This window comes from Pelodictyon luteolum DSM 273, from assembly GCF_000012485.1.
Lineage (GTDB): Bacteria > Bacteroidota > Chlorobiia > Chlorobiales > Chlorobiaceae > Chlorobium > Chlorobium luteolum.
In genome coordinates this window covers 1,877,349-1,891,823 of record NC_007512.1, presented here as the reverse complement: position 1 = coordinate 1,891,823, position 14,475 = coordinate 1,877,349, and the positions used below count along the sequence as shown (strand labels likewise).

The 14,475-nt window shown below is 59.8% G+C and carries 13 protein-coding genes; 4 read left to right on the top strand and 9 right to left on the bottom strand.

Going from position 1 to position 14,475, the window contains the following annotated elements:
• Positions 1–172 precede the first annotated feature (172 nt).
• The 3 genes from PLUT_RS08700 (at position 173) to PLUT_RS08690 (ending at position 4,095) form a co-directional block, all read left to right on the top strand.
• The gene (locus PLUT_RS08700; RefSeq protein WP_041463896.1) at positions 173–1,732 is read left to right on the top strand and encodes a Ppx/GppA phosphatase family protein; all 1,560 of its coding nucleotides are present in this window, start codon (positions 173–175) and stop codon (positions 1,730–1,732) included.
• Position 1,733: 1 nt separating this feature from the next.
• The gene (gene pabB / locus PLUT_RS08695; protein ID WP_011358409.1) at positions 1,734–3,581 is read left to right on the top strand and encodes an aminodeoxychorismate synthase component I; all 1,848 of its coding nucleotides are present in this window, start codon (positions 1,734–1,736) and stop codon (positions 3,579–3,581) included.
• Positions 3,582–3,642: 61 nt separating this feature from the next.
• Positions 3,643–4,095 carry a hypothetical protein gene (locus PLUT_RS08690; RefSeq protein WP_011358408.1) on the top strand — a complete coding sequence of 151 codons (453 nt, stop codon included), beginning with the start codon at positions 3,643–3,645 and terminating at the stop codon, positions 4,093–4,095.
• A 79-nt stretch (positions 4,096–4,174) separates the two neighbouring features.
• On the opposite strand, the gene nth is transcribed toward PLUT_RS08690, so the two are convergent.
• From nth to PLUT_RS08645, 9 genes are all read right to left on the bottom strand, one after another.
• Positions 4,175–4,813, bottom strand: a complete 639-nt coding sequence (nth, locus tag PLUT_RS08685) for an endonuclease III (protein ID WP_011358407.1) — start codon at positions 4,811–4,813, stop codon at positions 4,175–4,177.
• Between the two features lie 11 nt (positions 4,814–4,824).
• Positions 4,825–5,532, bottom strand: a complete 708-nt coding sequence (locus PLUT_RS08680) for a metallophosphoesterase family protein (RefSeq protein ID WP_011358406.1) — start codon at positions 5,530–5,532, stop codon at positions 4,825–4,827.
• 18 nt (positions 5,533–5,550) lie between these two features.
• On the bottom strand, positions 5,551–6,042 hold the full coding sequence (gene nusB, locus PLUT_RS08675) for a transcription antitermination factor NusB (protein WP_011358405.1): 492 nt from the start codon (positions 6,040–6,042) through the stop codon (positions 5,551–5,553).
• A gap of 10 nt (positions 6,043–6,052) precedes the next feature.
• Positions 6,053–6,754, bottom strand: a complete 702-nt coding sequence (locus PLUT_RS08670) for an HAD family hydrolase (RefSeq protein ID WP_011358404.1) — start codon at positions 6,752–6,754, stop codon at positions 6,053–6,055.
• An 18-nt stretch (positions 6,755–6,772) separates the two neighbouring features.
• Positions 6,773–10,306 (bottom strand): chromosome segregation protein SMC, encoded by a 3,534-nt coding sequence (gene smc / locus PLUT_RS08665; RefSeq protein ID WP_011358403.1) that lies wholly within the window; start codon positions 10,304–10,306, stop codon positions 6,773–6,775.
• A 125-nt stretch (positions 10,307–10,431) separates the two neighbouring features.
• Complete coding sequence (gene folP, locus PLUT_RS08660) at positions 10,432–11,343, bottom strand: dihydropteroate synthase (protein ID WP_011358402.1); 912 nt, start codon at positions 11,341–11,343, stop codon at positions 10,432–10,434.
• Positions 11,344–11,356: 13 nt separating this feature from the next.
• Positions 11,357–12,310 carry a site-2 protease family protein gene (locus tag PLUT_RS08655; protein ID WP_011358401.1) on the bottom strand — a complete coding sequence of 318 codons (954 nt, stop codon included), beginning with the start codon at positions 12,308–12,310 and terminating at the stop codon, positions 11,357–11,359.
• A 15-nt stretch (positions 12,311–12,325) separates the two neighbouring features.
• On the bottom strand, positions 12,326–12,778 hold the full coding sequence (locus PLUT_RS08650) for a heme-binding domain-containing protein (RefSeq protein WP_041463895.1): 453 nt from the start codon (positions 12,776–12,778) through the stop codon (positions 12,326–12,328).
• A 43-nt stretch (positions 12,779–12,821) separates the two neighbouring features.
• A complete protein-coding gene (locus tag PLUT_RS08645; protein ID WP_238974579.1) occupies positions 12,822–13,766 on the bottom strand; it encodes a class I SAM-dependent methyltransferase in 945 nt (314 codons plus the stop codon).
• Between the two features lie 226 nt (positions 13,767–13,992).
• Here PLUT_RS08645 and PLUT_RS08640 point away from each other — a divergent pair, with 226 nt between their 5' ends.
• Positions 13,993–14,466, top strand: coding sequence for an RrF2 family transcriptional regulator (locus PLUT_RS08640; protein WP_041463894.1), 474 nt, complete (start codon positions 13,993–13,995; stop codon positions 14,464–14,466).
• Positions 14,467–14,475 lie beyond the last annotated feature (9 nt).

The window sequence follows — 14,475 nt, the reverse complement described above, 5'->3', positions numbered from 1 at the left end:
GATCATGAAAACGCTGCTTTCCACGAACAGCGGAAAGGGGAACTGAGGCGGAATATACATCGAAATTTCCAACTCTCCCGCCCGTCTTTTTTGTTAAAATTCACTACCTTGCAGGCACGCCTTCCCCGAGGGCAGGATCACACTTCCCTGAATTCCTATCCCTACCACCAGTATGCAGGACGACGCCATGAGGGTTGCTGCCATAGACCTGGGTACGAACTCTTTCCACATGGTCATTGTCGAGGACAGTCCCGGAAAGGGGATTGTTGAAATCGACCGGGTGAAGGATATGATCTGCATAGGTCGCGGAAGCATTTCGACGAAAATGCTCGACGATGGCTCCATGCGTGAGGGCATCGCCGCACTGAAGAACTTCCTTGTCCTTGCCTCCCAGCAGGGCGTGGAGCGTGAAAACATTCTTGCATTTGCCACAAGCGCCATACGTGAGGCCAAAAACCAGCAGGATTTCCTCCAGCGGGTCCGCGATGAAACCGGCCTCAAGGTAAAGGTGATCTCCGGCCTTGAAGAGGCTGAATTCATCTACTACGGGGTCCGCAACGCCGTCGCCCTCGGTGAGGGATACGATCTCATGTTCGACATCGGGGGTGGTTCGGTCGAGTTCATCATCGCCAACAAACAGGGTGTGCGGCTGCTTGAGAGCCGCAAAATCGGCGTTGCCCGTATGCTCGAGCGCTTCATCGGCCACGACCCCGTCACTGCACATGAAATCAAGCTGCTCGAACAGTTTTTTGCAGCGGAGATGGTCTCTGCGGTCGAGGCTGCCGAGTCGATCGGGGTTGACCGGGCCATCGCATCTTCCGGCACGGCCGAGAACATCGCCCGCATGATCCGCTCGATGCAGGGCATAGACAGCGAGGGTTCGCTCAACAGCAGCTGCTTTACCCGCACCGAGTTCGAAGCGCTGTACCGGGCGGTGATTCCGCTTGGCTCCGTTGAGCGCAGGAAGATGACCGGTCTTGATGAGAAACGGGTGGACCTCATCGTCCCCGGCCTCATCCTCGTCAACATGATTTTCCGGCTCTTCAACCTGCAGGAGATCGTGGTATCGGACTCCTCGCTCCGCGAAGGGATGGTGCTGCACTATCTGCAGCAGTGTCCGCCCTCCCGTCCCCGGCGCTGTGCCGACCCCGAGCTCGATATCCGCATGGAAAGCGCCAGAGAGCTCGGGTTCCGCTGCGGCTGGAACCAGGCGCACTCGGAGCAGGTCGCCCGCATCAGCCTGCAGATGTTCGACGGCCTCGCCCCGCTCCACGGCCTCGACGGCCATTACCGCGAACTTCTCGAATACTCAGCCCTCCTGCACAACATCGGGACCTTCATCTCCATTTCCTCGCACCACAAGCATTCGCAGTACATCATACTCAACGGAGAACTCCGCGGCTTTTCTCCTTCTGAAACCGCCATCATTGCCAACGTTGCCCGTTACCACCGCAAATCTCCCCCTTCGGACAAGCACCCCGGCTATGCTTTCCTCAAGGCGAAACACCGCACTGCGGTGGACGTTTTGTCGGGGATACTCCGGATTGCCAACGGCCTTGAGCGGGGGCACCGGCGGAACGTCGAATCGATCGAGGCGGTGGACGAAGGCTCCCGTCTGGTGCTGCGTCTCACGACGAAGTTCGATCCCGACATTGAAATATGGGCGGCCGACCAGCTGAAGTCCTGGCTTGAAACCGTTCTGTTGCGCCCCATCCAATTCGAGCGGGTCTGACATGGCCGGCAGCGGCGGTCCTCTGGGTTCGATCTGGCTTGAATCGGCATTCTGTCAGGATGAGGGGTGCCATGCCATGCGCTTCAGCGATCCCGTGGCGGAGGTCGTACTGCACCGGCCGGACGGGCTCCGGCGTTTTTTTGCCGGACTGGAGGAGTGGCTCGGGCGAGGGTTCCACCTTGCCGGATGGCTGGACTACGAGGCGGGGATGGGGTTCGAGCCGGAGTGCTTCCCGGCTGGCACCGACCGTGATGACGATAGACCGATTGGCTGGTTCGGGGTGTTCGGTGCGCCGGAGCGGTTCACGGCCGAAGAGGCCGGGGCGCTGAATCTGTCCCAAGATCTCCCCGATTCTTCCTGCGTTCCGGATGCCGCAGTCTACGATCTCTCCTTCAGCGTAAGGGACGGGGAGTACAGCCGAAAAATCGAGGCCGTCCGCCGGGAGATTGCCGCCGGTAACGTCTACCAGGTCAACTTCACCGGCCGCTACCGGTTCCGCACCGACCTGACACCCTCCGCACTCTACAGCCGGCTGCGTCTTCTGCAGCCCTCATCCTTCAGTGCATGCATCAATGCCGCCGGCCGGAGCATCCTCTCCTTTTCCCCCGAACTGTTTTTCAGCAAGAGAGGCCCGGCAATCGACACCATGCCGATGAAAGGGACCGCACCCCGCGGCACTTCACCCGTTGAGGATCGTTCATTCTTGAGCAGTCTTTCCGGTTCAGGCAAGGACCGGGCCGAGAACCTCATGATTGTTGATCTCCTGCGCAATGACCTCGGCCGTATCTGCCGGCCGGGCTCGGTCAAGGTGCAGGAGCTTTTTGCGATGAAAACCTGGCCGACCCTGCACCAGATGGTCTCGCGCATCGGCGGAGAGCTCAGGGCCGAAACCGGCCTCTACGATATCTTTCGAGCGCTTTTTCCCTGCGGCTCCATCACCGGAGCGCCGAAGCTAAGCTCGATGCAGCTGATCGGACGCCTCGAAGACTCTCCGAGGGGTGCCTACACGGGCACCATCGGCTGGATCTCCCCCGGGCGGGACATGGTGTTCAGCGTCGCCATCAGGACCGTGGAACTCAGTGACGGTGCCGGTGTGTACGGTGCCGGCGGAGGGATTGTATGGGACTCGAAGCCGCTCGGGGAGCTGGCGGAGTGCCGCCTGAAGGCGGCCATTATCGGAGCTCCTCCCGTTGCCTCGATCGGGCTTTTCGAGAGCATCCTCTGGAACGGGGAGTATGTCTGGCTGGACGAACATTGCCGTCGCCTCGGCGATTCTGCCGTCGTCTTCGGGATTCCCTTCAGTGAGGCCGATGCACGAAGAGCGCTGCGGCGGCTTGAAGGGGAACTGCATCTTGCGGGACCCCGCTTCAAGGTCCGCCTCGATCTTTCCCCGACGGGAGGACTTTCCGCCGCTGCCGTTCCGGTTACCCCGCATGAAGGTATGCTCCCGCTCCGGCTGTGCATTCCGGAAGAGCGTATCGACTCCCTGAACCCGATTCTCCGCCACAAGACCACCCTCCGGGAGTTCTATGACCGCCGGTACCGGCTTGCCCTCGATGAGGGGTTCGATGAGGTGCTGTTTCTCAACGAGCGACTGGAAGTGGCCGAGGGAGCCGTGAGTACGGTGTTCATCCGGAAAGGGGGGAACCTGTTCACCCCTCCCCTCAGTGCCGGCATTCTCGACGGTGTTTTCCGCGCCTACATGCTGCGTACGCGTCCCGAAATCAGGCAGCAGAGCCTCACCCTCCGGGACCTTCTGGAGGCCGATGCCATCTTTGTGGCCAATGCTGTCCGCGGCATGCGCCGCGGGCTCATTCGGGGGCGTCAGGTTGAAACAGGGCTGAAATAGCTGTATATTTCAAACAGCATCGTCTTCGTCCGCCAAAACCGCCAAACTTCTTCCTTCCGCCATGCAAGACCATACGCCGAACTTCGCCATGCACGAACTCAGCGCCCTGAACCGTGAACTCATCGCAGGGACCATCCATCAGCTTGTAGACCGGTTCGTTGCCGACAGGACGCTTGACAGCGAGTCACTGCTTGAGTTCTGGGTTGAACTGCCCGGCATGAAGCGCTCCCGTGGCACTTTCCGCGGCGGCTTCCTGATGCCCGACAGCTTCGTGTACCTTACCGACTATTTCCAGTCCGGCCCCGATGGCATTCAGCCCTGCGGCGCATACAGCGGGGCAGACCTTCAACAGGCATGGGCGGACCTGCTCGACGAGTTCATCTACCAGGTTGAAATCTTCACCTCTCCCATTCCCTCCACCAAAGGGGTCACCCTTGAGCTCTGGGCCGGCAACCGCAAGCGTCCTGAAGGCGAATGGCTCTATGCTGTGGACAAAAAAATAGAGCTGCTGTAGGCCTTCGTTTCAGGGCAAGGGCCGGATGGATGCATATGCGCATGGTTCCCCCCCGGGGGGGAACCATGCGCCTTTCTTTTTACTGCTTTTCCGGGTAGGCGCATATTTCACGGACCGGGCAGTCGGCACAGGCCGGCTTTTTCGCCTTGCAGGTGTAGCGGCCATGCAGGAGCAGGTAGTGGTGGAAGTCGACGACCCACTCTTCGGGGATGATTTTCATTAAAGCGGCTTCGGTCTCTTCGACGTTCCTGGTTCGGCAGAGGCCGATGCGGTTCGAGACGCGGTGGACATGGGTGTCGACCGGCATGACCGGCTGGCGGAAGGCTCCGGCCAGGACTACATTTGCGGTCTTGCGTCCCACTCCCGGCAGCCGCTCGAGTGCCTCGCGTGTTTCCGGCACCTTGCCGTTGTACTCTTCAGCGAGTATCCTGCTCGCTGCGAGGATGTTTTTTGCCTTGGTGTTGAAATAGTTGATGGTGCGGACGTATCCGGTCACTGCCTCAAGGTCGAGGACGGCCATGCTTTCTGCATCGGGGGCAGCCTTGAAGAGCTCTCCGGTGATGATATTGACCTGCCGGTCGGTTGACTGGGCGGCCAGGATTGTGGCGATGAGGAGCTGGAAGGGGGAATGGAACACCAGTTCGCTTTTTGGGTCGGGGTAGCGTGCTCCGAGCACTTCACGGAGGAACTCGATTTTCTGTTTTGCTGTCTGGCTCATGGGGATGAGGGTTACGGATATGGCTCTATGTTTTTCTGCTGGACGATGCGCCGTTCCGGGAGGATGACGGCACTGAGGGTTCCGAGATGCGGCCTTTCCCGGTGCACGCAGCCGGTGTCGATGGCGATGAGCCGTTCAAGCATGACGGGGGCCGGTACCGGCGTGTGGCCGCAGACGAGGGTCTTTTCCCAGATGTACTCGTTCCGTTCAAGGTATTCCCGCCGCATATGCGCGCGCTGCCAGCTGAAGTCTTCCGGAGACTGGAGGCGTATGCCGTCCCGTATGCTGATATCGGGGTCGAGACCGCCGTGGGCGAAAAACCAGTGCTCTGTTTCCAGATAGGGCCGGCACTCCCTGAAGAGGTCCAGATGGGGTTCGGGGAACCCCATCGGAGGGATGCCTCCGTAGGAGTCAAGGGTTTCCATGCCGCCGTTCCTGATCCAGGCGTCAGGTTTGCCTGAATCAAGGGCATCGAGCAGCATGAGCTCGTGATTGCCTGCAATGAAGTGGCAGCTGAACGAGTCCCGCAGCTCAAGGACGAACTCTACGGTCTGCATTGAAGACGGGCCGCGATCGATGATGTCGCCGAGGAACACCAGCTGGTCTTCGGGCTGGAGCCCGATATCATGGAGCAGCCCTTTCAGTGTTCGAATGCAGCCGTGTACGTCGCCGATGGCGATGATCCGGTTCTCTTCGGTGAGGTGGCTGCCTGCCTGCATGGGCACTCCCCAGGATTTTTATTCCGGTTCGGTTTTCTGCACCTTTGCGGGAGAGTGGTTGATCAGGCCCCGTCCGTTCTTCTTGATCTTCCCTTCTGTTTTCAGCTCGTTGAAGATTGCGTCAAGGATGCCGTTGACGAACTTGCTGCTCTTGTCGGTGCTGTTGAATTTCTTTGCGATCTCAATGGCTTCGTTGATGGAGACCTTCGGCGGAATGTCTTCGCAGTAGAGGAGCTCGGCAAGCGCCATGCGCAGGATGTTCTTGTCGATGATGGCGATGCGGCTCATGTCCCAGTTGAATGTATGGGCCGCGATGTATCGGTCGATTTCCTCACGATTGTCCTTGATGCTTTTGAGCAGAAGGTTGAAGAACTTCATGGCGTTAGGATCCTCAAGGATCTCAGGGGTCAGGAGCCATCCCGCTGCAGATTCGATGTCCGTTTCACGGAGTTCCAGAGTATAGAGCGCCTGCAGGATCTTTTCACGGATCTGTCTACGGTAGGTCTTCATAAAAGAGCAGTTAAGTGGTTGGTGATCGAAGTATCTCCCGTATAACAACATCCGGCTCGTTTAAGTTTTCCAGAAGGACGTCAGGACGGTGTCCTTTGAGACGGTCGAGGGAGTATGTGCCGGTTGCCACGGCAACGCTGCGGGCGTTGTGGGCTCTGGCACAGCTGATGTCGTGTTCGGTGTCGCCGATGACGACGACGTCCTGTCCCGTGAAGCGCTTGCCGGTGATGCGCCAGGCTTTCTCCACAGCCACGGCGGGCAGGTCGTTGCGGTGACGGGCGTCATCGGCAAAAGCACCGAAGGGGAAGAAATGGTTGATGCCGGGAATCTGGAGCTTGTGCCGGCCGGAGGCTTCGAAGTTGCCGGTAAGGAGTCCGACGATGATGCCGGAGTGTGCCTGCAGTCTTTCAAGCAGGGTGTGGATGCCGAGAGTGAGGGTGATGTCGTCCTTGGTTGCGCGCTTTCTGAACAGATCGATGTAGGTCTGTTTGGCACGTTCGAACTTCGCCTCGATCTCGGTTCGGGTGAGTCCCGTGTCCTCAAGCACCTCATGGATGATGACATTGTCCATGCGGCCGGCGAAGCTGTGGGTGGCGGCGGTTCCTTCGGTTCCGTAGACCTCCAGAAGTGCGTCCTGAATGACCCGACGGTTGACGGGGCCTACATTGAGCAGCGTTCCGTCTATGTCAAACAACACAAGTTTTCTTGGCATGTACGCTCCAGCACCCTTTCAGTGCCTGATTTTTTCGAGTCGGACCGGTATCAGTTTCGATACGCCCTCCTCCTCCATTGTGACGCCATAGAGCGCCTGGCATGATGCCATGGTGTTCTTGTTGTGCGTAACAATAATAAATTGGGTGTTATTCTCAAATTTTTTCAGGAGCTTCGTGAACCTTCCGACGTTTCCGTCATCGAGCGGGGCGTCGACTTCATCAAGAATGCAGAACGGGCTCGGCTTGACGAGGTAGATTGAGAAGAGGAGTGATAGGGCCGTCAGCGCCTTCTCTCCTCCGCTCAGCTGCTCGATGGAGAGGGGCTTTTTGCCTTTCGGCTTGGCGATGATTTCAATGTGTGCTTCAAGCGGGTCTTCGCCGGTGTGGATGAGGAGGTCGGCTTCGTCCTCCGGGTCAAAGAGTTCCTGGAAAATGGCAGTAAAGTTCTTTCGCACTGCACGGAAGGTCTCATCGAACTTCTTGAGCGCAGTGCGGTTGATCTCTTCGATTGTTTCGCGCAGCTGGGTTTCAGCCGTGCTGAGGTCGTTCTTCTGTTCGGTGAGGAACAGGAAGCGCTCTTTTTCCGTGTCGTACTCCTCCAGGGCCAGTTCATTGACGGCCCCGAACTGTTCACGCTGTTTTTCGAGTTCTTCAAGTCTTCTCCCTGCCGCTTCAGGGTCTTCGGTGCCCTCCATCGGGGGCCGGTCCATGGTGGCGAGGTCGCAGCCGTGCTTCAGCCGCACTTCGGTGAAGAGGTGGTCGAGGGCGCGGTTGACTGCGGCCCGCTCCTCCTGCAGGGCGCCCTGCAGCTGCCGTCCGACCTCGAGCTTGCGGCTCATCTCCCGTACCTCCGTGCGTGCGTCCTGATGGCGGACCTGCTCCTGGCGATAGGCCGATTCGCGTTCATTGAGGCTTTTCTGTTCGGCTGCGGCGCGCATGATGAGGGTTTCAAGTTCATTCTGCAGTTCCCGGATGATCCCCGCACCTCCCTTGAGTGCTTCGCGGGCTAAGCGTTCCTCCTCCAGGAGCCGTGCAGTCTCCTCCTTGAAGGCGGTGCGGTTTTTGCGGCATCCCTCGATGCTTATCCGGAGCTTTTCGAGTTCGAGAAGGGCATCGCGCCAGCCGCTCTGGCGGGCCTGTACTTCCCGGCCCATCTCATGGTGGCGTTCCTCGAGCCGGGTGAGTTCGGTCTGCATGGCCTGAATGGCTTTGCGGATGCGCAGGGTTCCGGATTCCCCCTGTTCGAGCGCGGGAATGAGTTCCTTCAGTGAACGGTCAGCCTCGGCTTCGGCCTCCGCTGTCGAGCGGGTTTCAGCGTCCGCTCCGGCGAGTTCCTGCTTCAGGGAGTTTCCTTCGGCTTCATGGCGGGCGATCTGGCGCTCAATGGCGGCCGCTGAGGATTCGAGTTCCGAGATGCTGCGGCGAAGAGCATCACTTTGCAGCTTCTGCAGCTCCCCTTCGAGTTCCCTTTTTCGTTCATCCTCTTTGCTGATCGACTGCTGCAGGAGGGCGAGCTCTTTCTGGAGGCGGTCCCGTTCCGTTTTCTTTCCGAGCCGCAACCCTTCGCTCTCTTTGGGGCTGCCGCCGAGAAGGGTTCCCCGCGCGGAAAACTTTTCGCCTTCGCGGGTGACGAGGGTGATGTCGGGGTGTTTGAACGCAAGGGTTTCCGCCTCGTCGAGGGTGTCGACGACGTAGCAGCCGGAGAGCATGGCCGTAAGGGCCGGCTGCAGCTCCCCGGGGGCACTGAGGAGGTCGAGGGCAGGGCGGGCGCCTTCGATTTCACGCGGCCCCGGCGGCGAGGCTTTGAACATGTCGAGTACGAGGAAGTGCACCTTGCCCCTGCCGGCGTGGCGGAGCGAGGCGGCGCCATTGCGGGCATCTTCCAGCGTGCGTGAGACATAGTAGTTCATCCCCTCGCCGAGAGCTGCGTTAAGCGCTCTGCGGTGTTCCTCTTCAAGCGAGATGAGGTCTGTCATGCATCCCATGCCGGTCCTGCCCTCTTTCTGCTTTTCCAGGAACCCGATTCCCTCCGGCATGCCCTCAAAGCTGTCGAGCACCGAGTTGGCCAAAAGAATGCTGTTTTGCAGCCGGCCTTCGGCTGAGCGAAGGGAAAGGATCCCCTCCTTGAGTGACTCAAGTGCTGTGCGGATTTTCTCGCGCTGCTCCTGCTGTGCGGCTTCGTCTTTTTTTGCCTGTTTGAGCCGCTCTTTTTTTGTGCCGAGTTCCTCCTGAAGTTTCAGGCCGAGAGGGCTGGCGGCTTCGAGTTTTTCCTCTGCTGTCCGCTTTCTTGCCGCCAGACGCGCAAGTGTGCTCTGGAGGTGCTCTTTTCTGGCTTCGAGCGACTGGCGCTGCATGGCCAGGCGGTTGGCCTCTTTCTGCTGTTCTGCACTCGCCGATCGCTCACGGGCGAGGCTGTTTCGCTGCTCTCGGAGCGTGGCGTTCAGCTGGTCGTGCTCCCGTGCAAGGGCGTTATAGCGCTCTTCGAGTTCGCTGCACTTCTCTTCAGTTCCCGGCCTTCGGGCTTCCAGCTCTCCGGAGAGGGCGTCTTCCCGCTCAATCTGCCGGGCTTTTTCGGCGGCGAGGGTGGTGACTCGCTGGATGTCGGCGGTGAGCTTTTTCTCCTGTTCGGTCTGCTGGAGGATGCGTTTTTCAAGTTCGTGCACCGCTTCGTTGCAGGCGTTCAGCCTCTTCTGGCTGTCGGAAAGCTTCTCTTCCTCCTGAAGCTGCCGTACCTCCGCCTCCTGGATGGCGCTGTCTTCGCAGGCCATCCTGGCTGCGAGTTCATGGTTCTGCATCTCTTCCTGGCGGATCCTTCCCTCAAGGGGATCGACTTTTTCCTGCAGCTCCTCCATTTTTCGCCATGAGAGCCCGAGGTCGAGTCCGCGCAACTCAGTTTTCAGCTCTTTAAGCTTCTCGGCCTTGCGGACCTGGATCTTCAGGCTGCGGACTTTTTTTTCTACCTCGGAGAGAAGATCGTCGACGCGTGAGAGGTCGCGCGATGCGCTTTCGAGCTGGCGGAAGGTCTGTTTGCGGCGCTGTTTGTAGCGGGTGATGCCTGCGGCCTCTTCGAAGAGCTTCATACGCTCCTCGCTTTTGTTGCTGATGATCTCTTCGATCATCTTGAGTTCAATCACCGAGTAGGCGTCGCTTCCCATGCCGGTGTCGGTGAAGAGGTCGAGGATGTCTTTGAGGCGGCAGGGTACCTGGTTGAGGAGAAAGCCGCTTTCGCCGTTGCGGTATATCCGGCGGGTGATGGTGACCTCGGTGTACTCCGTGGGGAGCACGTTCCGGGTGTTTTCTATGGTGAGGGAGACCTCGGTGAAACTGAGCGGCTTGAGGTTTTTCGAGCCGTTGAAGATGATGTTCTCCATCTTGGCCGAGCGCAGGAGCGAGGATTTCTGCTCGCCGAGAACCCACCTGATGGCATCGACGACGTTCGTCTTGCCGCAGCCGTTCGGACCGACGATGGCAGTCAATCCTTTGTCAAAGCTTATCCTGACGCGGTGCGCGAAGCTTTTGAAGCCGAAAATCTCAATTTTGGAGAGGTACATCCTGACGGTGCTTTTTTCAGTCGGGGGCCGCCATGGGGCCTTGTTCCGGATTTCTCTGCCGTAGCCTGTAAGGTAAGAAAAAAAACCGTATGCAAGGCGGGGGCTCCGCGCCTCCGCGCCTCCGCCTACCCATGCAGACCCACCATAGCCTGCACTACCCTGATGCAGGTTTTCGCACCACCTGCGTCGTGGGTCCGGATGATATCTGCGCCGTTAAGGACGGCGAGGGTTTCGGCGGCAAGGGTTGCGCTGAGCCGTTCAGCTGTCGGCCGTACCGGCTTTCCCCCGGACGCGGCAATATGAGCGAGGAAAGATTTATTTGAGAGCCCTGCAAGCACCGGTCTCTTTGTCGAGCGGAACTCCCCGAGCCGCTTGAGAAGCCTGAAGTTCTCTTCTACGCTTTTGCCGAACCCGAACCCGGGGTCGATGATGATGTCCTGTACCCCTGCTGCTTCGGCGCGCCGCACGGCCTCTTCGAGATAGTGCATGACGGTGGCGGTGATGTCTTCACTGCCGTTCGGTGTCCGGGTGCTCCACTGCATGTCTGCAGGCCTTGCCGGCGTGTGCATGAGGACCGCTGCAGCCCCGTAGCTGTTGCAGACGGAGGGCATGGCGCTGTCGAACGAGAACCCGGAGATGTCGTTGACGATATCGGCTCCGGCCTGCAGTGCCGCCTCGGCCACCGCCGCTTTATAGGTGTCAATTGAGATCGGGGCATCGCTCTCCCTGCGCACGAGCTCGATGAGTGGCGCGGTGCGCTGGATCTCTTCATCGGTGCTGATTACCCTGGCGCCGGGCCGGGAGGATTCGCCGCCGATGTCGATGATGTCCGCTCCTTCACTGAGCATCCTGCGGGCGCGTTCGAGGGCAAGGCCGAGGTCGAGTTCTCCCTCTGGGCCGGTGAGGGTCCCGCCGTCGTGGAACGAGTCGGGGGTGGTGTTGAGGATGCCCATGACTTTCGGCCCTTCGGAAAAATCAAGCGTTCTCGTTCGGCACTTGAGCGGCGGGGTGGTGCCGGCTGGGCGATGAGGGCTCATGATGGCGGCTCTGTCAGGTTAGGGTGAACGGGACGGGAGTAAACGAGATCAGGAAGAGCAGGATGGTCAGCCACCCGAGGGCATGCCGTCCGGTGTCGAGCGGTTGGTCGTACATGGTCGGCGGGTGGCCGGTGCCGATGATCTTCCAGAGGATGGCGGCCCACAGCATCCAGCCGGGCCAGGACCATGCGGTGAGGGTGTGAGGGAGCATGGCGGGGAGCAGCATGTCGAGCGAGGAGGGCAGGCCGAGGAGCAGGATGGCGACAAGGGTTGCCCGGGCCCCAAGGGTGTGTCCCCGGCGGCCGAACATTGAATAGGTGACATGGCCGCCGTCGAGCTGGCCTGCCGGCAGGAGGTTCAGCGCGGTGACGAAGGTGCCGATCCATCCGGTGAAGAGCAGCGGGTACTGAGGGAGGTCGCTCATCAAAAGATGGCTCTCCGGCGCGATGGCCCGCTCCATCAGGATCCAGATCAGGTTTTTCCCGAAAACGAGGCGTCCATCCCCGGCGGCTTGCAGGGGGATGGGCGCTGTCACGGCGGGTTCCGGGGGGAGGCCCCCGAACCCCCATGCAAGAAGCACGAGAGAGACCGCAAAGCCGGAGAGCGGACCTGCCGCACCAATGTCGAACAGCGCACGGGTACCGGGCATCCTGTCCCGGATCTTTATGACGGCGCCCATGGTGCCGAGGCTCAGGAGGAACGGAAGAGGCGGTACCGGGATATAGAAGGGGAGTGATGCCTGCACCCCGTGGCGCATTGAAGCGAAGTAGTGCCCGAACTCATGGACGCTGAGGAATATGATGAGGCCGAAGGCGTAGGGAGCGCCTGCCGTGAGCGAGCGGGCAAGCGCTCCCAGGCTCTCAAGGTGCACCACGCCCCCCTGCCAGGTGACCCCGGCCCAGAGGGTGGTGATGAGGGTAAGAAGGAAGAGTCCGATATGGAGCAGGAGGATGCCGGTCCGCTTCATTGTCCGTCCTCTCTCTTAGTGACCGTTTTCTTCATGGCCTCCTTTGGTGCCGAAGGTCGCCTCGAGGCCTTTGGCGAGGGATTCTTTTTCCTCTATGGAAAGCTTTGCCTCCGGGTGTGCCGGCAAGTAGAACCATGGCGGCATTTTGCCCTCACGGACCTCTTCAGCGGCTTCATCGCCTTCGTTCCGGCTTTTTCTGCCCCATTCCGAGACATTGAACTTCTCCCGTCCTATAGAGACATCGAGCGCCGTGAGCCAGGAGAGGGGGGCGACGTTGCTGTACCAGGGCCAGATGGTTTCATTGGAGTGGCAGTCGCGGCATCCGCGGAAAAAGAGCTCGCGGGTTTCAGGGCGGTCCCATGCAGGCTCGCCCGTTACCGGAGGATTCAGGTGGCCTCTGCCGAAGGGCACGAACTGGATGGCGATGAGAGCGGCAGCCGAGATGGCAACAATTTTCAATGGTTTCATTGGCGGGTACTCCTCTTCAGCTTGGGTTTGATATTCTTCTGTTTCATGCATATTCCAGGCTTGCTTCCGTTGCCCGAATGCCGTCGAAGCGGACGAAAAGCAGCGTGAGCGGCCAGCGGGTGAGGACAAGATGGTTTCTTCCGGCCGTGGCGATTTCGGCCACAGCATCAAGTTCCGGCTCCGTATAGAATTTCCTTGCCGAGGTGAGGCCGTCGAGGGCGAACTCCCATATACCCTGCATGGCGGCGACAAGCGGCACCCCGGCGGCAAGGAGGAGACTGCGGTAACCGTCCAGCCCGATGAATGCGGAGGCTCCTGCCTCCTTTGCGCCGTGGATCATGAGAGCAAGCTGTCCCGGACTGAAATGGTGGAGACTCTGGGCGATGACGACGAGGTCGGCCGATCCCTGTTCGAGCGTGTCCATCCTGCATGCGTCCAGCGTCCGGAACTCTGCCGGGATCCCTTCCTGCATGGCGTCTTGCTGTGCTGCCAGAGTGTAGGCTTCGACGATGTCCGTACCGGTTACCCGGCACGCCAGCTGGCCGTCCATTGCAGCACGGCCGAGTGCGAGCGAGAGGCTGCCGGCACCCGCGGCCAGTTCAAGCACCCGTGTGTCGCGTCCGTTTCGTTCGGACAGTTCGGTGATGATGGGGGAAAGGAGATCGACAAAGCTCTCCGTGAGCTGGAGCATGCCGCTCTGGCGGCCAAGTGCCCGGGTCATCCGGAGTTTCTGGCCGGCCGGAAGGGATGGGTCATCCATGAGTTCTCCGGCATCGGTTCTGAGCACGCTCTGGATGAGTTCCGGAAGCAGGTAGAGCCCGCCGAGTTTCCATGCGGCTTCACTCTGGAGACGGCGCATGTCGGCCATGAAACCATCAGTCGCTTTTTCGAGCTGACCGGGGTCTACGTTGCACGACGGGAACCTGCCTTCGCGCCGGAGCGTGTCGATTGCCTCGTAGGCGGCGGTTTTCTGTTGCAGCATGGACATGGCTCCCTGGAGGGCGTTTCAAGCTGCAACGGGATGAACGGTCCTGCAGCCGTAGTCCTCAATATACATACCTGCCCATTATTTCACGAACTTGCGCCACGGACGCCCGAACTGGGGATGCGGAATTCTTTTTTGAAAAAATCATCGCCCGCGAAATTATTTGGGGATGGAATCGATTCTCCTTATTCTAACTGATACTAAACTAGTATCAATTAAACGCCTGACAATGAAAGTGCTGAACAAAAATACCGATTACGCCGTACGCGCACTCCTCTCCCTGGCAGGGTCGCAGGGCGTTTATTTGTCGGCAAAGACCATTGCCACCGAGCAGGACATACCCTACCAGTTCCTGCGCCGCCTCCTGCAGGAGCTGATCCGCCATCGACTGGTGGTGTCGCGCGAGGGTGCATCGGGCGGCTTTAAGCTTGATCGTGACCCGGACGGTATCGCGCTCCGGGAGCTGATCGAGATATTTCAGGGACCGGTGCAGGTGTCGGAGTGCCTGTTCCGCAAGAAGCTTTGCGGGAACCGTGCGCGGTGCGTGCTGCGACACCAGATCCTGCGCATCGAACAGGTGGTGCGTGCTGAATTCGAAAACATCACAATCGGAAGCCTGCTTGGCGACCTTGCGGCGGCAGGAAGGGCGGATGGCTCCACGCCGGTGAACGGTGCGGTGCCGGCGGAGTGTTTAAACCATTGACAAAGGGGA

Bases quoted from the DNA above. Each gene is read 5' to 3' on its own strand.
- PLUT_RS08700 (WP_041463896.1), top strand. From the start codon at position 173: ATGCAGGACGACGCCATGAGGGTTGCTGCCATAGACCTGGGTACGAAC.
- pabB (WP_011358409.1), top strand. From the start codon at position 1,734: ATGGCCGGCAGCGGCGGTCCTCTGGGTTCGATCTGGCTTGAATCGGCA.
- PLUT_RS08690 (WP_011358408.1), top strand. From the start codon at position 3,643: ATGCAAGACCATACGCCGAACTTCGCCATGCACGAACTCAGCGCCCTG.
- nth (WP_011358407.1), bottom strand. From the start codon at position 4,813: ATGAGCCAGACAGCAAAACAGAAAATCGAGTTCCTCCGTGAAGTGCTC.
- PLUT_RS08680 (WP_011358406.1), bottom strand. From the start codon at position 5,532: ATGCAGGCAGGCAGCCACCTCACCGAAGAGAACCGGATCATCGCCATC.
- nusB (WP_011358405.1), bottom strand. From the start codon at position 6,042: ATGAAGACCTACCGTAGACAGATCCGTGAAAAGATCCTGCAGGCGCTC.
- PLUT_RS08670 (WP_011358404.1), bottom strand. From the start codon at position 6,754: ATGCCAAGAAAACTTGTGTTGTTTGACATAGACGGAACGCTGCTCAAT.
- smc (WP_011358403.1), bottom strand. From the start codon at position 10,306: ATGTACCTCTCCAAAATTGAGATTTTCGGCTTCAAAAGCTTCGCGCAC.
- folP (WP_011358402.1), bottom strand. From the start codon at position 11,343: ATGAGCCCTCATCGCCCAGCCGGCACCACCCCGCCGCTCAAGTGCCGA.
- PLUT_RS08655 (WP_011358401.1), bottom strand. From the start codon at position 12,310: ATGAAGCGGACCGGCATCCTCCTGCTCCATATCGGACTCTTCCTTCTT.
- PLUT_RS08650 (WP_041463895.1), bottom strand. From the start codon at position 12,778: ATGAAACCATTGAAAATTGTTGCCATCTCGGCTGCCGCTCTCATCGCC.
- PLUT_RS08645 (WP_238974579.1), bottom strand. From the start codon at position 13,766: ATGTCCATGCTGCAACAGAAAACCGCCGCCTACGAGGCAATCGACACG.
- PLUT_RS08640 (WP_041463894.1), top strand. From the start codon at position 13,993: ATGAAAGTGCTGAACAAAAATACCGATTACGCCGTACGCGCACTCCTC.